General features: G+C 40.9%; 15 protein-coding genes and 1 pseudogene. 4 read left to right on the top strand and 12 right to left on the bottom strand.

Translation table 11 applies throughout. The annotated features are described in order from the left end of the window. Positions 1–2: 2 nt before the first annotated feature. Both ACN19N_RS00910 and ACN19N_RS00905 read right to left on the bottom strand, forming a co-directional pair. Positions 3–1,301, bottom strand: a complete 1,299-nt coding sequence (locus ACN19N_RS00910) for an FAD-dependent oxidoreductase (RefSeq protein WP_420001805.1) — start codon at positions 1,299–1,301, stop codon at positions 3–5. Between the two features lie 423 nt (positions 1,302–1,724). Then, positions 1,725–2,585 carry a pirin family protein gene (locus ACN19N_RS00905; protein WP_293744106.1) on the bottom strand — a complete coding sequence of 287 codons (861 nt, stop codon included), beginning with the start codon at positions 2,583–2,585 and terminating at the stop codon, positions 1,725–1,727. A gap of 344 nt (positions 2,586–2,929) precedes the next feature. Here ACN19N_RS00905 and ACN19N_RS00900 point away from each other — a divergent pair. Next, positions 2,930–3,895: pseudogene (locus ACN19N_RS00900) on the top strand (LysR substrate-binding domain-containing protein). A 73-nt stretch (positions 3,896–3,968) separates the two neighbouring features. Here the strand turns inward: ACN19N_RS00900 and ACN19N_RS00895 are convergent. Both ACN19N_RS00895 and gabT read right to left on the bottom strand, forming a co-directional pair. After that, a complete protein-coding gene (locus ACN19N_RS00895; RefSeq protein ID WP_420001804.1) occupies positions 3,969–5,417 on the bottom strand; it encodes an NAD-dependent succinate-semialdehyde dehydrogenase in 1,449 nt (482 codons plus the stop codon). Continuing rightward, on the bottom strand, positions 5,414–6,706 hold the full coding sequence (gene gabT, locus ACN19N_RS00890) for a 4-aminobutyrate--2-oxoglutarate transaminase (protein WP_269238679.1): 1,293 nt from the start codon (positions 6,704–6,706) through the stop codon (positions 5,414–5,416). Before gabT ends, ACN19N_RS00895 begins: the two co-directional genes overlap by 4 nt. A 154-nt stretch (positions 6,707–6,860) precedes the next feature. On the opposite strand from gabT, the gene ACN19N_RS00885 reads away from it, so the two are divergent. Continuing rightward, on the top strand, positions 6,861–8,360 hold the full coding sequence (locus ACN19N_RS00885) for a PLP-dependent aminotransferase family protein (protein WP_269229379.1): 1,500 nt from the start codon (positions 6,861–6,863) through the stop codon (positions 8,358–8,360). 70 nt (positions 8,361–8,430) lie between these two features. Here the strand turns inward: ACN19N_RS00885 and ACN19N_RS00880 are convergent, their stop codons facing one another. From ACN19N_RS00880 to ACN19N_RS00865, 4 genes are all read right to left on the bottom strand, one after another. After that, positions 8,431–9,873: an amino acid permease gene (locus ACN19N_RS00880; RefSeq protein WP_269229378.1), complete on the bottom strand. Its 1,443-nt coding sequence runs from the start codon at positions 9,871–9,873 to the stop codon at positions 8,431–8,433. 464 nt (positions 9,874–10,337) lie between these two features. Next, positions 10,338–10,922, bottom strand: a complete 585-nt coding sequence (gene ssb / locus ACN19N_RS00875; RefSeq protein ID WP_005156773.1) for a single-stranded DNA-binding protein — start codon at positions 10,920–10,922, stop codon at positions 10,338–10,340. A 51-nt stretch (positions 10,923–10,973) separates the two neighbouring features. After that, positions 10,974–12,338 carry an MFS transporter gene (locus ACN19N_RS00870; RefSeq protein ID WP_034602552.1) on the bottom strand — a complete coding sequence of 455 codons (1,365 nt, stop codon included), beginning with the start codon at positions 12,336–12,338 and terminating at the stop codon, positions 10,974–10,976. A gap of 151 nt (positions 12,339–12,489) precedes the next feature. Beyond that, positions 12,490–13,572, bottom strand: coding sequence for a DUF475 domain-containing protein (locus tag ACN19N_RS00865; protein WP_269229377.1), 1,083 nt, complete (start codon positions 13,570–13,572; stop codon positions 12,490–12,492). Between the two features lie 174 nt (positions 13,573–13,746). Between ACN19N_RS00865 and tenA the strand changes: the two genes are divergently transcribed. After that, positions 13,747–14,421 (top strand): thiaminase II, encoded by a 675-nt coding sequence (gene tenA, locus ACN19N_RS00860; RefSeq protein WP_269229376.1) that lies wholly within the window; start codon positions 13,747–13,749, stop codon positions 14,419–14,421. A 155-nt stretch (positions 14,422–14,576) separates the two neighbouring features. On the opposite strand, the gene ACN19N_RS00855 is transcribed toward tenA, so the two are convergent. From ACN19N_RS00855 to ACN19N_RS00845, 3 genes are all read right to left on the bottom strand, one after another. Continuing rightward, the gene (locus ACN19N_RS00855; RefSeq protein WP_420001803.1) at positions 14,577–14,930 is read right to left on the bottom strand and encodes a DUF1304 domain-containing protein; all 354 of its coding nucleotides are present in this window, start codon (positions 14,928–14,930) and stop codon (positions 14,577–14,579) included. A gap of 71 nt (positions 14,931–15,001) precedes the next feature. Then, entirely contained in the window at positions 15,002–15,979 is a 978-nt protein-coding gene (locus ACN19N_RS00850) for a zinc-binding dehydrogenase (RefSeq protein ID WP_420001802.1), read from the bottom strand. Positions 15,980–15,982: 3 nt separating this feature from the next. After that, the gene (locus tag ACN19N_RS00845; RefSeq protein ID WP_269229373.1) at positions 15,983–16,585 is read right to left on the bottom strand and encodes a TetR/AcrR family transcriptional regulator; all 603 of its coding nucleotides are present in this window, start codon (positions 16,583–16,585) and stop codon (positions 15,983–15,985) included. Between the two features lie 366 nt (positions 16,586–16,951). Here ACN19N_RS00845 and uvrA point away from each other — a divergent pair, with 366 nt between their 5' ends. Continuing rightward, complete coding sequence (uvrA, locus tag ACN19N_RS00840; RefSeq protein WP_420001801.1) at positions 16,952–19,783, top strand: excinuclease ABC subunit UvrA; 2,832 nt, start codon at positions 16,952–16,954, stop codon at positions 19,781–19,783. On the opposite strand, the gene ACN19N_RS00835 is transcribed toward uvrA, so the two are convergent. Further along, positions 19,763–20,470, bottom strand: a complete 708-nt coding sequence (locus ACN19N_RS00835) for a hypothetical protein (RefSeq protein ID WP_420001800.1) — start codon at positions 20,468–20,470, stop codon at positions 19,763–19,765. The genes uvrA and ACN19N_RS00835 overlap by 21 nt on opposite strands. Positions 20,471–20,726: the final 256 nt, after the last annotated feature.

Here is a 20,726-nt window from a genome sequence, read left to right as displayed (position 1 = left end):
ATTTAATAACCGAGTTCAGGTGCAACTGTAACTTTTGGTTTAAGCCCAACGAAAGGTAGTGGTGCGCCTAAGATTTCAGAAATATGGATTGCAGAAGTGACTGCTGACTCTAAAATTGGCAAACCATCACATGACCATGAACCGCAATAGAACACTTTACGATTTAAGTCTAAATGGCGTTGCTGGATTTGTTTATTCAACGCAACCGTTTCTGAATCAACAACCGCCCGCGTGAGATGTACTTTAGAAATAATTTTCTTAGGGTCAATATCAATTACAGGACACCATGTTTGGAATACGGCATTTTTTCCAACCAAGCTTGGTTCGATCGAATTAATCCACACGGTAAATTGCTGGCGACTAAAATTCCGATCCATCATATAACTTAATACCGCCCAATCTTTGCGGCGTTGTGGCATCACGATTGAATCGGTGTGAATAACCAAATCACCTTGTTCAAAACGGAACTTTTTCAATAGTGCGAGATCATCTGCAAATTGTGGTTGCTTCAAGAAATTTTCAATCACAGGCGTTGGTGTTGCGATCACGACTCGATCGAATAATTGGCTCTCACCTTGTCCATTTTCTACCAAAATTTTATCACCTTGTTCCTCAACTTTATGAACAGGTGAACCACTATGGATTGTAATACCCTCAATTAAACGTTTTACTAAAGCAGGTGTTCCACCTTTCATTCTTAATAAGGCTTCACCTTCTGTGAGTTGGCGAATAAATTCTAATAGGGGCTTGGCTGGCCACTCACCAATCGTTTTTGGATGACATGTACAAATCGTATAAAGAACGGGCATCACCGTCCCATGCCAAAACACTTCTTCAATATGATATTGATTCATGAATTCGGCTAAGGTGATGTCTTGATTCTCTGATTTGAAAAATTGATGTACGGCGGTTTTTAATTGCAACATGCCTTTGACTAAACGCCAACCATATTGCTGTATGCCTTTACGGTTATTAATAATTGGGAAATTACCAATACGGCTACGAGAAGTGGTCAACCAAGTATCTGTTTTATCTTCAAATAGCCAACTACAGGCCATAAATGTGCGTACTGGAAAAGTTTCTATGCCTAAGTAACTTGCTAGGCTTAGCGTATTTTTCCAAAGCTTGGGATTCATCACACGTAATGGCGCATCAATTATGCCACCATCAAAGTCAATACTGTGACTATCCATGCCTCGCCCTGCGAGTGCTTCGAATATTGTCACTTTATGCCCTGCATCATGTAGGATTCTGGCTGAGGCAAGTCCCGCCATTCCACTGCCGATTATTGCAATATCCAAAATTATGTCCCATCAGTTGATGATTTTTCTTGATTATGACTGATAGTTAACTTAAACACGGTATTAAAAAATACCAGATTCTGCATTTAAGCTAGACTTTTGTCTTAGCAACATCGGTCATTTCTTGTTACATTTTAGCATGATTTCTATTTTTCTCTTAACTTAATGATAATGTTCACTTATTCAAGGGCTGTAGACAGAACATTCTTTATTTCATCATTTTTACGATCTCAAGGGCTTTGCAAAGCTGAAATTTAGCGCTATTGTGATTAAACAATAATCAGAATCGAGTCACGTAACAAACTGTACAATAATAAGTGACCTAATATTAAAATAATCAATAGAGAGCCTTATAGCGAAAGCCCATAACTTTAAAGGAGTTATGGGCTTTCTTATATGTCTGTATATAAGGAAAATTGAGCTTTACATGCTGCCAAATTTGCCATGATTAAAATCATTGATCGCATCCATGATTTCAGCCTTATTGTTCATCACAAATGGCCCATAACCTTCAATCGGTTCATTCAAAGGTTGACCCGTTAAAATCAAGAATTTACTGTCTTGCTCAGCCTTGATCGTAAAATCAATTTCTTCACGGCTCAGTACAACCAAGCTTGGTGCTTCAATGTGTTGAGCATCATTTAAAATCACCTCACCAGAAAGTACCACCAACAATGTGGTATGTCCTTCGGTCACATAAAACGTGTGCGCTTGACCTGCCACAATTTTACCATCCCAAACATTGACAGGGCTAAACGTGGTTGCTGCGCCCACTCTCTCTTGGTATTGCCCTGCGATGATACGTAACTCACTACCAACATCATCTAAGCTGATGCTTTGAATTTGAGCGGCTTCAATGGCTTGGTATTTTGCAGGCGTCATTTTCGAATGAGCTGGCAAATTCACCCATAATTGCACCATTTCAAATAAACCACCTTGATGCGCAAATTCAGGGGAATGAAATTCTTGGTGTAGGACTCCACCTCCAGCCGTCATCCATTGCACATCACCTGCTTTAATTGTGCCACCACCGCCACTTGAATCTTGATGTGTCACTTCGCCCTGATAAGCAATCGTCACTGTCTCAAAACCGCGATGCGGATGTGTACCCACCCCTTGTTGAGCAGTAGTCGGCTCAAAGCAGTAAGGTGCAGCATAATCTAGCAGTAGAAATGGGCTAATCATTTGTCCCAAACGATCATAGGAAAACAAGTTGTACACTGGGAAACCATCACCCACCCAATGCATATGTTTATTTTGATAGATCCCAAGAATTTTCTTCATTTTAGTTTCTCCTATTCAGGAAATTCTTTTCTTGGGATTCATTTTACGCTTCAGTGATTAGAGCTTATAGAAATGGATTGGCAACACATTATTCTATAAATAGGACAATTTATCGTTTATCGGTATTTGAAATTCATATTTTCATTCATCACCCTATTTTAAATATTGTTCATCTCATTTTTTGTACTTCTGACATCTGAATATTTTGATTAGCATCATTTAAAACAACACTTCAAACGACGTCATGATCAAGAACACTCCTGCTTATCGCAACTTGATGAACAGTGCGGTTCAAAATACCTCGAAAAGATAAACCACATCTACAGATTAGGAACGTTAATGCTATTCTAATTTTGCATAGTGATAGGACTCGCCCCACCTTGATTAATTCATTTGATGATTTTCATTATTTCCATCTCGTGGTTAAACACGGCGGTTTTAGTGCTGCCAGTGAAGCTGAAAATATCAGTAAATCTAAACTGAGCCGTCGTATTATTGAGCTTGAAACAAAGTTTAATCTCAGTCTCATTCAACGAACAACACGTCATTTTAAAGTGACCGCATTAGGGCAAGAGTTTTATGAAGAATGTTGTAAGGTGATTGCACAAGTTGAATGCGCTGAAAATGTTTTATTAAAACAAAAAAGTGAACCACAAGGTCTGGTTAAAATAAGTTGTCCACCATTAATGATGCACTTTCAGGTTCGTCAGTTACTCAGTCAGTTCTTAAAAAACTACCCTAAAGTTTAAATCGCTCTAGAACTCACTAGCCGTCGTGTTGACGTTTTACATGATGATATTGATATTGCAATACGTACCAGTTTTGAACCCAACGAAGATTCTAGTTTAATCATACGAGATGTGATTCAAACTGAACATTGTTTGGTCGCTGCTCCAGAATTACTGCAAGGTCAACAGATTCGACATTATTCAGAATTGCACTCCTATCCAAGTGTGGCTTTAGGCATCCAAAAAACCCAATATCATTGGCATTTATGCAATATAAATCATGATGAAACTGTTGATGTTGCCTATTCACCGAGGATTCGAAGCAATGATTTGGCAGGCGTTTATTATGCGGTTCGTGATGGTTTAGGTATCGCAGACCTGCCTTATTTAACCGTTCAGGCTGATATTCAAAAAGGACACCTTATCCATATCCTGCCCGAATGAAAATCAAATCGGGGCACCGTCCAATTGGTATACGCATCCCGCAAAGGACAAAGTCTTGTGGTTGAAAAATTGCTTGAAATGCTGATTGAAAATTTAAGACGTTTGCCTGAAAGTCATCACGGCTATAGCCCGACCTAACAAATAAAAAACGATCATGAATGGGCATGATCGTTTTTTATCAAACAGATTTGAGTGTTCAATTACCCAAGATTTACTCAAATAAATCGATACACAAGTACTTCATTTCGAGATATTCATCGATACCAAACTTTGAACCTTCACGACCTAAACCAGATTGTTTAACGCCGCCGAACGGCGCAACTTCATTTGAGATTGCTCCCGTGTTAATTCCAACCATGCCATATTCAAGCGCTTCACCCACTCGCCATTGACGAGCTGCGCTTTGAGTAAACACATAAGCCGCCAAACCAAATTCAGTGTCATTTGCCATTGCCACTGCGTCATCTTCAGTTTTGAAACGGAATAACGGCGCAAGTGGGCCAAAGGTTTCCTCTTTCGACACTTTCATGTCTTGAGTAACATTGGTGAGTACTGTTGGTTCAAAGAAAGTACCACCTAATGCTGAACGCTGACCACCAATACGTACTGTCGCGCCTTTTGCAGTCGCATCAGCAATATGTGACTGAACTTTGGCAATTGCATCTTCATCAATCAATGGACCTTGGGTTGATGCTTCCTGACGACCATCACCGACTTGTAGCTTAGACACAGCTTCGACTAAACGATCTGCCAAAGCATCATAAATACCATCTTGTACATAAATTCGATTCGCACAGACACAAGTCTGACCACTATTGCGATATTTGCTCGCCATAATGCCCTGAACGGCTTGATCGAGATTGGCATCATCAAACACCAACACAGGTGCATTACCACCCAATTCGAGCGATAGTTTCTTAATGGTTGGCGCACATTGCTGCATTAAAATGCGCCCCACTTGGGTTGAACCTGTAAAGCTTAACTTACGTACAATATCGCTCTCGCACAGTGTTTTGCCAACTTCAATCGCATCACCACTGATATTTAACAAGATATCGGCAGGCAAACCTGCTTTTAGAGCCAACACTTCCAGTGCATATGCAGTTAAAGGTGTTTGTTCAGCTGGTTTGACCAACATCGAACAACCCGCAGCAATTGCTGGTGCAGCTTTGCGTGTGATCATCGCCGCAGGGAAATTCCACGGCGTTATTGCAGCAGTTACCCCAATTGCTTGTTTAATCACAAGCAAACGTTGATTTGGCAATGTTGGTGTTAATACCTCACCATCAATACGACGAGCTTGTTCTGCAAACCAACGAATGAATGAAGCGGCATAACTAATCTCACCACGGGCTTCAGCCAACGGTTTACCTTGCTCGGCAGTTAAAATCTGAGCGAGATTTTCTTTATGCTCAAGCATCAATTGATACCATGCCAACAGTACATCAGCACGAACTAAAGCGGTTTGCTTTTTCCATGCAGCTTGCGCTTGGGCTGAACGATGAATAGCGGCTTCAACACCAGCACGGTCATAACTTTTCACCCATGCCAGTGTTTCACCTGTCGCAGCATCTTTCACTTCGATATCGTTATGCGCAGCTGGTGCAGCTAGTGAAATATCGGGGTGCTGTAATAAATACTGCAAATTGTTTTGAATCATGCAGATTGCTCCACTGCTTGTGCACTGTCTGCTGTTAATGCTGCAAAACCTTGTTTTAAAATATCAAGACCTTGACGGAATTGCTCAGCAGGAATGGTTAACGGATATAGGAAACGAATGACATTACCGTATTTACCACAAGTGAGAATCAATAAACCATGTTCCATAGCAAAACTTTGTACAGCTTTTGCTTGTTCAGCTGTTTCTAGCTCGGCAGCGACCATCGAACCCAAAGCACGAATTTGAGTAACAACTTCACTGGAAGTATCTTGGATTTCTTTTAAAACAGTAACCAACTCTGCACCCAGCTCGTTGGCACGCTCACACAAGTTTTCTTCTTCAATTGCATCAATTACCGCATGCGCAGCAGCAACCGCGATTGGGCTACCTGCATAGGTACCTCCTAAACCGCCTGGATTTGGCGCATCCATCACTTCCGCACGCCCCACTACACCAGAGATCGGGAAGCCACCACCCAAGCTTTTCGCCATCGTGATCAGATCAACCTTGGTTTCATAATGATCCATGGCGAATAATTGACCTGTACGGGCAAAACCAGACTGCACTTCATCTGCGATCAATAAAATACCATGCTTATCACACAGCGCACGTAAGCGTTTTAAAAACTCAACAGGTACAATGTTGAAACCACCTTCACCTTGTACAGGTTCAAGTACAATTGCCGCAACATCATGTGGCGCAATATCTTCGCTAAAAATATCTTCAACGCTATCAATCGCTGCTGCAACCGAGATGCCTTTTTCTGGCACTGGATAACGTGCATGGAATACGCCTGCTGGCATTACACCAAAATCACGTTTGTAGGGTGCCGTTTTACCTGTCATTGCCATCGTCATAAATGAGCGACCATGGAAACCGTTACCAAAAGTAATGATGCCGTGACGACCTGTATATGAACGTGCAATCTTCACTGCATTTTCAACTGCTTCTGCACCTGTGGTGAAAAATGCTGTTTTGGCTGCACCTTCAATTGGTGCACGCTGATTGATACGTTCAGCCAAAGCCACATAACTTTCATAAGGTGTCACTTGATAAGCCGTATGGGTAAATTTCGTCAGTTGCTCTGTTACCGCAGCGATCACTTTCGGATGACGATGCCCTGTATTGAGTACTGCAATACCACCTGCAAAATCGATATATTGCTTGCCTTCCTTGTCCCAAATGGTTGCATTTTCGGCTTTTTCTGCATACCACTGACACATCACACCTACGCCACGTGGGGTTGCTTGCTGTTTACGAACATTAAGTGCAGAATGTTGAGTGTCCATTTTATTCCCTCATATTTCATCATCAGTTACAGCTTTAGTCTTACATCCTAAGGGTCGATTTTTAGGATGCGATAGAATGACTGCCTATAGCTGTAATTTCGCTCGTCTGAAGGCAAGTGACGAGAGCCATTTTTAAAGTCTAGGAGAGAGCCAATTGCGTAGTTTACTTGGAGATCATTTGCTACAAAGACTCCAACAGGACACTGAGGGAAAACTACATCAGCGCCTTTTTCGCTGTTTACGCGCTGCCATTATTGATGGCGTGGTTCAACCGATGACACGGTTGCCTGCTTCGCGGGATTTGGCCAGCGAAATTCACGTCTCACGAAATACCGTTTTAACGGCGTATGAACAATTACAAGCTGAAGGTTATTTAGAAGCGCGGACAGGGCATGGCACATGGGTGGCAGAAAAACTGCCTGAAAGTTTCTTAAATACCAAGAATAAAAAGAAAGCTCCTGAGCTGACAAAAGTTCAAAGCTCATACGTGCTATCACAACGCGGCTCAAACTTATTGGGTTATGCTGCTGCATCACCGCATCAATGGGGAGCCTTTGTACCTGGTGCACCTGATGTAACCGAATTTCCTCATCATATTTTTAGTCGTATACAAGCGCGTTTAAGTCGCGAACCTGATGTCAATCGACTTATTTATAGTAATGCAGGTGGCTGCATTGAACTACGTAGTGCCTTGGCTGATTATTTACGTGTTGCTCGTTCAGTGCAATGTGATGCAGACCAAATCATTATTACTGAGGGCATTCATCAAGCGATTGATTTAGTATCTCGCGCACTCAGCGATATTGGTGATCACGTTTGGATTGAAGATCCGGCTTATTGGGGAATGCGGAACACGTTGCGAATTAATGGCGTACACATTCAACCCATGCCCGTAGATGCGGAAGGTATTATTCCTGAACAACAGCCCAAACAGCCCCCTAAATTAATTTTTGTGACCCCATCTCACCAATATCCATTGGGTTCACATTTAAGTTTAGATCGACGTAGACAACTCATCCAGATTGCACGTCAGCACAATAGCTGGATTGTGGAAGATGATTATGACAGTGAATTTCGTTTTTCAGGTCAGCCTTATCCTTCACTACAAGGCTTAGAGAGCAACGCACCTGTGCTCTACATGGGTACTTTTAGCAAAACGATTTATCCATCCTTACGCATTGGTTATTTAGTTGTACCTAAACCTCTGTTCTCCCCTTTACGTATCGTTGCCGCTGAACTTTATCGTGGTGGACATTTGCTCGAGCAAAAAGCGCTCGCTGAATTTATTCGTGAAGGTCATTACGAAGCACATATTCGACGTATGCGCTTACTGTATGGCAAACGTCGGGATTATTTGGTCAGCTTAATTCAACGTTATCTTGGATCTGAGTTTATTCATGAATACGATGAGGCGGCCGGTTTACATTTAGTTTTAAAATTACCAGATCATTGTGATGATGTTGCTATCGCGGCAACTGCACTGGAACGTGGCGTCAAAGTACGTCCACTTTCTCAATACTTTATGCAATCGCATGCACATGCCCAACGCGGTTTGCTCATGGGCTTTGCTTGTGTCAATGAAAAAGATATGGTGATGGCATTTGGTGTGTTATTACAATGCTTACGAGAAGCGAAAGTTCCCACACTCAATTAATCATCAATCAACTCTAAATCTTAAATAAAAAAGAGCCTCTATAATAAAGAGGCTCTTTTATTTTCAAAAATTAAACTAATTTTTCTTCATGTATTTGGCTTAAGTGAGAGGCTCGACGCTCTTCTCCCCAACGCAATTTTTGCGAGACAAAACCAAAGAATACGATAATCCCAAACAGTGCTGTAGTGTAGATGACTTCTTTGAAATAAGTGCCTTCAATCAACATGGTGAGAATTGCACCGATGATCGCAAAGATCACCAAATAAGTTATATAAGGGAACAACCACATTTTAAACTCAATAGGCGTGCCTTCTGCTTCAAGCTTTTTACGCATACGCAGCTGAGAATATGCAATGGTCAAATACACATACAGTGTTGCTGCACCTGTAGTTAACATGAAAAAGTCGTAGACATTCATACTTTCCGTAGCCGTTAAAATCACAGCAACCACTGAGAAAAAGCACGACACAATCACCCCAACCCAAGGGCTGCTCTTACTATTTACCGAACCAAAACTTTTCGGTGCATCACCGCGTTTTGACAATGAAAATAACATACGAGAACAAGTATACAATGCTGAGTTAAAACAGCTACATACTGAAGTTAAAACCACGAAGTTAACGATATGACGCGCTTCTGGAATACCCAGTGCATTTAAGGTCACACTATAGGTTCCCCAAGTTGAGTCTTTTAATAATTCGTTATTATGTGGAATCAAACAAACAGCAACAAACATTGAACCGACGTAAAACAGTACAATCCGCCACACCACTGAGTTAGAGGCTTTACGAATTTCTTTAGAAGGATTTTCAGACTCTGCCGCCGCGACCGTGACAATCTCCGCCCCGATATAAGCAAACATGACTCCAAGTAACGCCGTAATCACGGATGATGCACCATTGGGCATAAAGCCTTGCGCAGTTAAATTACTGACACCAGAAGCAGATACATCTCCCCATGGCCATAAGTGCATGATGGCTAAACTACCGATCACAAGGAATATCACAATCGCAATCACTTTAATGAGTGCAAACCAAAATTCAAACTCACCATAATTTTTTACGTTTTGTAAATTTACAGCGACTAATCCAACAATCACCAGCACCATGTAGGCCCAAATGGGAATAAACGGAAACCAGCTATTTAAAATTTTTCCAGCCACATAGGCTTCCCATCCCATCAGCATTGCTAAGGTACACCAATATAACCAACCGATGGAAAAACCTGCCCAACGACCAATCGCACGATCGGCATAAGTTGAAAATGAACCACTGTCAGGATTTAAAACCGCCATTTCACCTAACATGCGCATAATGAACCAAACCAGTAAACCACCTAAAGCATAAGTGAGAAACACCACTGGTCCTGTGTTGTAAATAATGCTGCCTGAACCGACAAATAAAGAACCACCGATCACACCTGCAATTGAAATCATGGTGAGATGGCGTGATTGAAGTCCATGTTTTAAATTTTGGGAGAGATTGGCTTCAGAACCATGTTGATGTGCTGCCATATCATTTTCCTTAACCTATGAAGATATAAACAACTCAAGACTTCAAATGCTCGATATTGTTTGAATATCTCCTAAAAATTTTGTCACTCAATCCATCTCTCATCATGAAAGAAATATAGCTCAAGCGACGCTTCCGTATGCATACTTCCTATAGCTTTAATTTGTCGTTTTGGCTCTGAAGAAACGAGAGCCATTTTTATAATAAAAGAGAGAGCCAATTGAAAAAAATATGCACAAAAATGGAGAACTTTACTTTTAAAAGAAAACTCCATATTTAAAAATTCTGTATTTATTATTTGTTGAATAAAATACAAATCAAACACTTAAATAAAAACTATGATTTATTTTTTACTCATTCATTGAAAGGTTCTTGCAGACTGCGACCCAATTTTTTTTCTAGAAACCATTAAAAAAGCCCCATCTTAATTTTAAGACAGGGCTTTTTTATAGCCTAAACCAACCAACTAGAACGGTAAATCGTCATCTAAATCAGCAGGGGCTGTCGCAGGCTGAGGTGCTGATTTTGGTGTATTAAAACCATTACCTGCTTGTGGACTACCTGCATAATTACCTTGATTACCGCCAGCAAAACCACCACCCTGACCATAACCATTTTGGTTGTTGTTATAACCCGTATTTTGGTAACCACCACCTTGGTTATTGTTGTTATTAAAACGTGGTTGATTAAAGTCACCGCCGCCTTGTTCACTTTGTTGACGCGTATCTAACATCTGCATTTGATCGCCACGAATTTCAGTACTGTAACGCTCTTGACCATTTTGATCTGTCCATTGACGAGTACGTAATGAACCCTCGATATACACCTTTGAGCCTTTACGCAAATATTGCTGAGCAATTTCACCTAAACGGTTGTGTAATACAATACGATGCCATTCTGTTTGTTCTTTTCGTTCACCTGTATTTTTATCTGTCCAAGACTCACTTGTTGCAATCGAAAATTGAGTCAGGGATCCACCATTTGGAAAAGTTTTTGTTTCAGGATCTTTACCCAAAGTACCTACTAAAATAACTTTATTCACACCACGCATTAGCTGTCTTCATCCTATATATTTCTATGTTTTACTTTATAAGAGTTATGTTTAAATGGCTACCTCTTTGCCAATCAAGTGCGTTAAATCTTGTCGCCCAGCATCATCTATACACTGTTTATCGACTTTAATATAAGCAACTTGTTGTTCAGGCATCACCACGACTTCTTCAATACCACGAATTGCCAACAATTTTGAAGTCCATTCATCCGTTTGTGTCATTTGAGGTAGAGGCAACACAATTGAAGACAAATATCGAGGTTGAGCCAGCCCAAAACTGACCAACAACCAAAGTATAGCAATCCCAGAGAGGACACTCCAGCCAAGTGCAGTATTCTGTAACATCAAAAGCTGTCCGCCCAAAGTACCACCAAAAAAAGCACCTAAGAATTGACTACTGGCATTTATTCCCATCGCAGTTGCTTTAGATTGAATAGGTGCAACTTTCGATAACCAAGACGGCAATAACGCTTCCATGACATTGAAGGCGATAAAGAAAATACCAAGCCCTGCGAGCAATACATATTTCGATTCATAACCAAAAATAAGAATCAGTAAACCCACAATAATTCCAGCAATTGCTGACAAGAAAATACCGCGCATTTTGCGATATTTTTCAGCAATAATAATACTTGGAAAAGCAAAGAACAGACTCAGCACCAATAATGGCAAATAAATCAAACCATGTTTTGCTAGTGGAATTTGTGCATATTCAATCAACTGAGAAGGAATATAAATAAACATTGCTGTGAGCAATAAGTGGAGAGAAAAAACAGAGACATGCAAGCGATTCAGATCGCCCATTTGAATGACTTGTTTCAACTGCGATAAATAACCTTGTTGGAAATTACGATGATGTCGTGTGACTTTAGGCACGAGCAATAACATCAAGATCGCAGCCAATCCCATAATCGTTGTCACGAAAAATAGCCCAGAAATACCCACTAAGCTAGTGAGCCAAGGCCCTAAACTAAATGCCACTACGAAAGACAAGCCAATACTCATCCCCATCGCTGCCATGGCTTTGGTCCGCTGCTCTTCACGGGTCACATCGGCCAGTAAAGCCATGACTACGGCTGAAACTGCACCAGCACCTGCAATCGCACGACCAATAATCACACCATAAATTGTGTCAGATAAACCTGCTATCGCACCACCAATCGCAAATAAGAGCAAACCAAGCACAACCAATGGTTTACGACTAAAACGATCAGCCAACAAGCTAAATGGAATCTGCAAAATTGCTTGTGTTAAACCATAGACCCCTACAGCTAAACCAATGAGGGCAGGCGTGGCATATTGATAAGATTGTCCTGCCACTGAAAAGACAGGAATAATCATGAACAAACCCAACATGCGTAAGGCAAAAATGCTGCTTAAGGCAAAAGTTGAACGGCGTTCTAAAGCATTCATTATTGATAAGACACTATAACTGGCTTAGCGAATTATAAGCGATTCGCTTAACAAGGTTGTAAGTAGATTATGAAAAACACAATCTTTAGGAGAAAAAATAAAGGAGCAAATCGTGCTCCTTTATTTAAAATATACCACTTAGCTGAAAATAAGCTTAAGAAGCTTGCTGTTCTCGCTTGCTATATTGAATAGATGCGATCACAGCCCAAACGATAAAGGCAACCCCGATCAGGCCTGTTACAACTTCAGGTACATGTAAACCTGTACCACTTGCGATCATAATGAATGCCAAAGCACCAATTGCATAGTGCGCGCCATGCTCAAGGAAAATATAAGCATCCAACGTGCCTTTTTCCACCAAATAAATTGTCATTGAACGGACAAACATTGCGCCAATCGCAAGGCCTAACATGATAATGACAACATCACTGGTAATCGCGAATGCACCGATCACACCATCAAAACTGAACGATGCATCTAAGACTTCAAGATATAAAAAACCACCAAATCCAGCTTTCACGACACCTGAAGCAGCCCCATTTGCATCATGCGTAACCGCATTACCATTTTCATCAATCTCTGGCTCACCACCCAATAAGTGACTGAGAACTTGCACGCCAATATAGACCACAATGCCCCAAATACCTGCCATTGTCACCGCTAAGCGAATAGATTCGTCAACATTGGCTGCCATAATAATCATGGCAATCAAGGCAAGGAAAACTGACATCGCCGGTACACTGGCTAAATTTGCCAATTTTGCTTCTAACCACTTAAACCAATGTGTTTCTTTACCATCATCGAAGAAGAAATTTAAGAATACGAGCAATAAGAATGTGCCACCAAACGCTGAAATTTCAGCATGATGTGCCATTAAGCGTTCTGAATAGCTCTTTGGATCGTTCAATGCCATTTTAGCGACTTCGACCATCCCCATATCTGCTGTAACTGCAACGATGACTACAGGGAAAATCAAACGCATACCAAATACAGCGATCAAGATACCCACCGTTAAGAAAATCATTTTCCAGAAATGATCCCAATTACGTAATACTGAAGCATTTACCACAGCATTATCAAAAGATAGCGAAACTTCCATTACTGCCAAGATCGCAGTAATCGTCAATGCTTTAAGCATCGTAGCTACGCCTGCTTCAGGACCATGCGTGTAGCCCCAATAGGCAGATAGTGCTAAGCACACTACCGTAAAGAATATAGAAAAACGAAAATGCTTCATGAACAGCCTTTTATGTGAAATCGTTGGGTGATAAAAATGCGCCTATTGTAGGTGAGTTTGCACTAGAAAATAAAAAAGATTGTTAGACTTATTTTGAGAAAAAGCGATCGAGATAAAGACTCTGCTATAGTTTTATCATTCTTCAATTTATAAGCTGTTCATAGGTTCAAATACATGACTTTTTCCCAAGATGTTTGGCAACGTAATCAAGATTTATATCAAAAAATATTAGCACTGCCATTTAATCAAGAACTGGCTAACGGGACTTTAGATCGTAAAGCTTTTTGTCATTATGTGATTCAAGATGCACACTATTTACTGGCTTATGGTCGTGCACTTGCTGTAGCTGCGGCAAAAGCCTATGAAGCAGATGATGTAATTCAATTTTCCGAAGCAGCAAAAATTGCGATTATTGTAGAACGTAGCCTGCATAGTGATTTTATGCAGGAGTTTGACGTCAGCAAGGAGGAGTTTGAAAATACACCTTTGACGCTAGCTTGCCATCATTACACTTCTTTTTTAACCGCAACGGCTTGGTCAGAAAGCTACCCTGTGATTTTGGCAGCATTGCTGCCTTGTTTTTGGATTTATGCAGAAGTGGGTAAAGACATTGTCAGTCAATCCGCTCCAAATAATCCATACCAAGCATGGATTGATACCTATGCGGGTGAAGAATTTAATACGGCAGTGCGCAATGTGATTGCAACTGTAGATAAAGTGGCAGCACGTTGTGATCAAGACACTTTGGCTAAAATGCATGCTGCATACACTATGGGTGCAAAACTGGAATGGTTATTTTGGGATAGCGCTTATCAGCAACGTCAATGGTTAGGTTTAGACCAAGCTTAATCGCTTATCTAATCTTTATTTACATTTTTCATAGACATAAAAAAGCCCCTCATGGGGGCTTAGTCGTATATCGTATTGTCCGATATACTGTATGAGGCTCATCTCAAACTGGTTGCATTAAAACATAAACTAGCTGAAGTGAATACCTTTATTGCTTAAAAAAAGTGAACCGCGATTAAAGCAAGCAATGCAGGTACAGATTGGATATAAATAATTTTTTTGCTCGCCGTCAAACCACCATAAATACCAGCCACTAACACACAACCTAAAAAGAAATTCGCCAATGCGATTGCATAGGTTTCAGGGGCAATTAACGACCAAAATAAGCCTGCTGCAAGAAAACCATTATAAAGACCTTGGTTCTGCGCTAAAACTTTGGTGAGCTGAGCTTTTTCCAAACTATTACCAAAAGCTTTTAAACCATAAGGCTTATCCCACAAAAACATTTCCAGTACTAAAATATAAACATGTAAGACAGTAATCAAGCCGATGAGCAGTTGTCCAATCATATAATTTTCCTTTTTATTTTATGACTCAATTTAAGTAGACCAGCCTCACGACTGGTCATCTGTTTTCCAAATTAAGGCTTTAACAACACTTTGCCCTGCCGCGCACCCTGAGTTGCTTTGAGTGCAGCCGTTTTAATCTCATCAAAACTAAAAACACCTTCCACAGGTAAAACTAGTTTCTTTTGTGTCGCAAGCGTTAATAACTCAACAAATAATGCCTTTTTACGCTCAGCTGGCATTTCTTTATTGACTACACTTGCCCAAAAACCTTTCACCGTGGCCTGTTTGAAAATCAAATCACCCGATGAAATCTGCATGGTTTCGCCCGTCATACTGCCAAATGAAACCAATACACTATTTTCACTCAGTAGATTCAGCATTTCACCACTGGCCGTTCCACCAATTGAGTCCACGCCTGCAATCAATGGTTGATCAGCATGAATCGCTTTGACTTGTTGTTTCCAATTCGCTTGATCCGTGGCAACTATATGTTGAATGCCTAAAGCCTGCATTTCAGCAATTGCATCTGTACGACGCACAAGATTAATCACTTGCAGACCACGCGCCTGAGCAATCATCGCTACGGTTTTACCCACAGCACCATTGGCTGTGTTTTGAATCAACCATTGCCCTGATTGAACATTCACAAAGTCGAGTAACATCAAGGCACTAATCGGCATCCCGATCAATTGCGCTGCTGTTGCATCATCAATCGCATCATTTAAAGGAATAATACTTTGCGCAGGTGCAATAAAATATTCTGCCCAACTGCCATGTACACCAGCAACAGCAATACGTTGCCCTAATTTGCTTTGATCAACACCTTCACCTACAGCATCGACGATACCTACCGCTTCACTACCACCAATTGCAGGTAAAGTTGGCTTATAGCCATAACTACCACGCACCGTCCACACATCGTGATTATGCATAGGAGACATAATCGTTTTAATGCGAACTTCACCCGCTTTAGGCTCAGGTTTCGGCATATCACCGAATTCTAAAACATCTACAGGTTCGCCAAATTGTTGATGGATAATACTTTGCATGATTTATTCCTGTATTGGTTGTAACAGCTGTTTGGTGGTTTCTAAAGCGAGATGCAATGGTGCTTTGTCTTGTGCCAATTTGGTCATCAAAGCTGCACCTAACCAAAGCTGATACATCACTTGAGCTGTTTTTAAAGGGTCTAAATGGGTTGGAATCGAACCTTGCTGTTGCCCTTCTTTGAGCAATAAAGCCACGCTTTGCGTCAGTCGATGCACACCTAAGTTGAGAATCTGACGCATGTCTTCTGATAAATCAGAAACCTCTGCCGCGAGTTTCACAATTAAGCAATTCTCTGCCCAACTGCCATAAATTGGATCGTCAATCCATGCCTGCCACAAAGCCATCAAACGTGCATACGCACTTTGTTCAGTGTGCTGCCAAAGCTGTTCGACTCGTACTTTATAGTCAGCCATATACTGTTCTAATAGGGCACAACCGAATGCCTCTTTAGACGCAAAATAGTGGTAGAACGAACCTTTTGGCACGTCACAAGCTTTTAAAATTTCCTGTAAGCCAACGCCCACAAAACCTTTACGCAATACCAATTCAAAACTGGTATCCAAAATGTGTTGTCGAGTTGCTTCACTCTTGATTGATCGTTTCATAAGCACACTATAAATCAATAATAGACCAGTCGTCTAGTTAAGTTATGTATTTTTATTTACCTACAGCTTTACAGTAGTAAAATGAGAAAAGGAATGATAAAAATACAACTCGGTTAAGACTGATCATGTTTGAAAAAGTGGTCTGACCGTCACAATTTGTCGTTTTAAATATTTTTATACCACTTGAACAATTTTAAGGCGCTATCATATAAGACCCATTCAACAGCAAAATGCTGCTCAGAAATTATTTTAAATTGATTAGTACTGAGCTTTCTTTCAATACATTCAAATTAAATAATGAATGATCTATGAGATTGCTGTTCAATGTATTTTGATCTTCTATTTGCATATTACTGAGATGTTTTCATGAGCCAAAGTCATATCCGTATTCGAGGCGCACGTACCCATAATTTAAAGAATGTGTCACTCGATATTCCACGTGACAAATTTGTGGTGATCACAGGGCTTTCAGGTTCAGGAAAATCATCACTTGCATTTGACACTTTATATGCTGAAGGTCAGCGTCGCTATGTCGAATCACTTTCAGCTTATGCACGTCAATTCCTTTCACAAATGGAAAAGCCTGAAGTTGATTCGATTGAAGGTTTATCGCCTGCGATTGCGATTGAGCAAAAATCAACCAGCCATAATCCGCGCTCAACTGTCGGTACTATTACTGAAATCTATGACTATTTGCGTTTACTTTACGCACGTGTAGGAACACCCTACTGTCCTGAACATGATCTACCGATGGTGGCACAAACCATTTCAGAAATGGTTGATGCGGTAAAAGGACTTGAAGAAGGTACTGCACTAATGTTACTTGCACCTGTGGTGCGCGAGCGTAAGGGTGAATACACACAACTATTTGAACAATTACAAGGACAAGGTTTTGTCCGCGCGCGTGTCGATGGTGAAATCATTGATATTGATACCCCGCCTGAATTAGACAAAAAGAAAAAACACACCATCGAAGTGGTAGTCGATCGCTTTAAAGTCCGTGACGATCTCGGCAATCGTATCGCAGAATCTTTTGAAACTGCATTACGTTTAGGCGGTGATATTGCGGTTTTATCATGGATGAATGGCGAACATCCTGAACGTGTGTTCTCGGCAAAGCATTCATGTCCTGAATGTGATCGTGCCGTAGCTGAACTTGAACCACGTCTGTTCTCATTCAATAATCCATTCGGTGCTTGCCCTGTCTGTGACGGTCTAGGCACACGTAGCCATTTCAGCGCAGAAAAACTGATTCCAAATCCAGAAGTTTCGATCAGCCAAGGGGCAATTCGTGGTTGGGACAGACAACGCCCGTATTACTACACCATGCTGCAAAAAGTAGCGGATCATTTCAGTATTGATCTTGATCAGCCTTGGAATAGTTTAGATAAAGACACCCAAAAGAAATTTTTACAAGGCACGGGCAAAGAGAAAATCGACCTCAGTTATATTGATGAACGAGGTCGTAAGCATAGTCGTGTTCAAGCCTTTGAAGGTGTGTTGCCACATTTAGAACGTCGCTATCGTGAAACTGAATCAAATTATGTGCGTGATGATCTCGCACAATATTTATCAAATGCAGCCTGTGATGCCTGTGACGGTTCACGTCTGAATGAAATTTCACGCCATGTTCGGGTTAAAGACAAGACCATCGCACAAATTACCAAGATGTCGATTGGTGACGCTGAAAACTATTATCAAGACCTCAATCTTGAAGGTGCCAAAGGTGAAATTGCCGATAAAATCTTTAAAGAGATTCGTGAGCGCTTACACTTCTTGGTGAGTGTTGGGCTCAATTATTTAAGCCTTGCACGTTCGGCTGAAACGCTTTCAGGCGGTGAAGCTCAGCGTATTCGTCTCGCATCGCAAATCGGTGCAGGTTTGATGGGCGTGATGTATGTACTGGATGAGCCCTCGATTGGTCTGCATCAACGTGATAATGATCGCCTATTACAAACCTTAATTCGCTTACGCGATCTTGGTAATACAGTGCTTGTAGTTGAGCATGATGAAGATGCAATTCGTGCTGCCGATCATATTATTGATATTGGTCCTGGTGCAGGTATTCACGGTGGTGCAATTATTGCTGAAGGTACTTATGATGAGTTGGCAAGCCATACTGATTCCCTTACAGGTCAATACCTCTCAGGCAAATTGAAGATTGAAGTACCGAAACAGCGTACTCAATCACCTCGTCCAAATGAAGTGATCAAGCTTTCTGGGGCAAGCGGACATAACTTACAAAATGTCGATCTCACCATTCCACTTGGCATTATGACCTGTGTGACTGGGGTTTCAGGTTCAGGCAAATCAACGCTGATTAACCGTACCTTATTGCCTTTGGCTGCGACTCAACTCAATGGTGCAACCACGCTGACTGCCGAAAAGTTTGACTCGATTGATGGTTTACAGCACTTAGATAAAGTGGTTGATATTGACCAAAGTCCGATTGGTCGTACCCCACGTTCGAATCCTGCCACGTATACAGGTTTATTTACGCCGATTCGTGAGTTATTTGCGCAAACACCTGAAGCCAAAGCACGTGGTTACAGCGCAGGTCGTTTCTCGTTTAACGTAAAAGGTGGGCGTTGTGAAGCTTGTGAAGGCGATGGCATGATCAAGGTGGCAATGCACTTCCTGCCTGATATGTATGTGCCTTGTGATGCTTGTCATGGCAAGCGTTATAACCGTGAAACTTTAGAGGTAGGTTATAAAGGCAAGAACATTTCAGACGTGTTAGAAATGACAGTTGAAGATGCAGCTGAATTCTTTAGCGCCATTCCTGTGATTCACCGCCGTTTAGATACCTTGATGCAAGTGGGTCTGGGCTATATTCGTTTGGGTCAAGCTGCAACCACGCTTTCAGGTGGTGAGGCGCAACGGGTTAAATTAGCACGTGAGTTAGCAAAACGAGATACAGGTAAAACCTTGTATATCTTGGATGAGCCAACTACAGGCTTACATTTCCATGATATTGCCAAGTTACTCGATATTTTGTATGAGCTACGCAATAAAGGGAATACGATTGTGGTGATTGAGCATAATTTGGATGTGATCAAAACTGCCGATTGGGTAATTGACCTCGGCCCTGAAGGCGGTTCGGGTGGTGGTCAAATTATTGCTGAAGGAACCCCTGAACAAGTCGCTGAAGTTGAGATTTCACATACAGGGCGTTTCTTAAAACCGATGTTGAAATAAATCAAGCTGATTTTCTAATACTGGCGTGAATTTAAGCGGTTTTATTTTATCCAACTTAAATTTACGCCAGCTTCCTAAATCTTCAACTCTTGGTAACTCAAGCCTATCAAATAAAGAAGGTTGAATTTTTTGAAGCTTTTCTGCACGTTTTAAACACCTCCTCAGCCACGAGTAAGACATTTTTAAATATGCGGCAATATTCAAATAAGTATACTTCAACAATATGGGTTTTAAGCTTTCAAATAATTGGACATAAGCTAGAATCATGGAAAAACTATTTTCTTTAATTTGCTGTGCTTGTTTCCTTTGTTGTAATTGTCGATCGACTTGATCAAGCATCCGTTGCAATGGCTCAGTGGATACTGGCGATGATATTCCTAGAAGGATTGGATTAATTGCTTCATCTGGATCATTTCTAGAACTTTGATCAAAACTTGAAGCATATTTAAATATCCGATCAGCCCCATGAACAAAGTGATTCCACATTTTATGTTCTAGTTCATTCCAATGCTCTAGACTTGATAAATCAAATTCCCCTACCCATTTCTCTATCACAAATAGAAAAGCTTCTTGAGCAACATCGCTTGCTTCACATTGTTTAGATGCCCTAGCGATCTTTTGCCATTCTTTATAATGATCTAGTGAATAGATAAGCTCAAATAACTTATTTTGGTCTTTTGGCAACACAGACAAGACTCTATTTTAATATGTTTCGTAGGCTAACAATCGCAAATTTAAATTTGATGACTAGATTCTCATCTTAATGAGCAAAATACTTACCAATCTAGCCCTCCAGAGGGTAACAAGTGAACAGAAAGTATTTTGGCTCTTATCGCAAGGAGTATGAATTATTTAATAAAACAGCATCTAAAGAAAAACCTACTCATCGTCAAAGGCACAAATCACTACGATTTATATAATTAAAGAAGAATATGTGAATCAG

The organism is Acinetobacter sp. LF10 (genome assembly GCF_048585715.1).
Taxonomy (GTDB): domain Bacteria; phylum Pseudomonadota; class Gammaproteobacteria; order Pseudomonadales; family Moraxellaceae; genus Acinetobacter.
The sequence above is the reverse complement of the archived record's forward strand: the minus strand, read 5'-3'. Positions and strand labels throughout refer to the sequence as shown.

Excerpts from the sequence above, each read along its gene's own strand:
- ACN19N_RS00845 (WP_269229373.1), bottom strand. The coding sequence starts at position 16,585 with ATGAAACGATCAATCAAGAGTGAAGCAACTCGACAACACATTTTGGAT.
- ACN19N_RS00850 (WP_420001802.1), bottom strand. The coding sequence starts at position 15,979 with ATGCAAAGTATTATCCATCAACAATTTGGCGAACCTGTAGATGTTTTA.
- ACN19N_RS00865 (WP_269229377.1), bottom strand. The coding sequence starts at position 13,572 with ATGAAGCATTTTCGTTTTTCTATATTCTTTACGGTAGTGTGCTTAGCA.
- ssb (WP_005156773.1), bottom strand. The coding sequence starts at position 10,922 with ATGCGTGGTGTGAATAAAGTTATTTTAGTAGGTACTTTGGGTAAAGAT.
- gabT (WP_269238679.1), bottom strand. The coding sequence starts at position 6,706 with ATGGACACTCAACATTCTGCACTTAATGTTCGTAAACAGCAAGCAACC.
- ACN19N_RS00855 (WP_420001803.1), bottom strand. The coding sequence starts at position 14,930 with ATGATTGGACAACTGCTCATCGGCTTGATTACTGTCTTACATGTTTAT.
- ACN19N_RS00905 (WP_293744106.1), bottom strand. The coding sequence starts at position 2,585 with ATGAAGAAAATTCTTGGGATCTATCAAAATAAACATATGCATTGGGTG.
- tenA (WP_269229376.1), top strand. The coding sequence starts at position 13,747 with ATGACTTTTTCCCAAGATGTTTGGCAACGTAATCAAGATTTATATCAA.
- ACN19N_RS00880 (WP_269229378.1), bottom strand. The coding sequence starts at position 9,873 with ATGGCAGCACATCAACATGGTTCTGAAGCCAATCTCTCCCAAAATTTA.
- uvrA (WP_420001801.1), top strand. The coding sequence starts at position 16,952 with ATGAGCCAAAGTCATATCCGTATTCGAGGCGCACGTACCCATAATTTA.
- ACN19N_RS00895 (WP_420001804.1), bottom strand. The coding sequence starts at position 5,417 with ATGATTCAAAACAATTTGCAGTATTTATTACAGCACCCCGATATTTCA.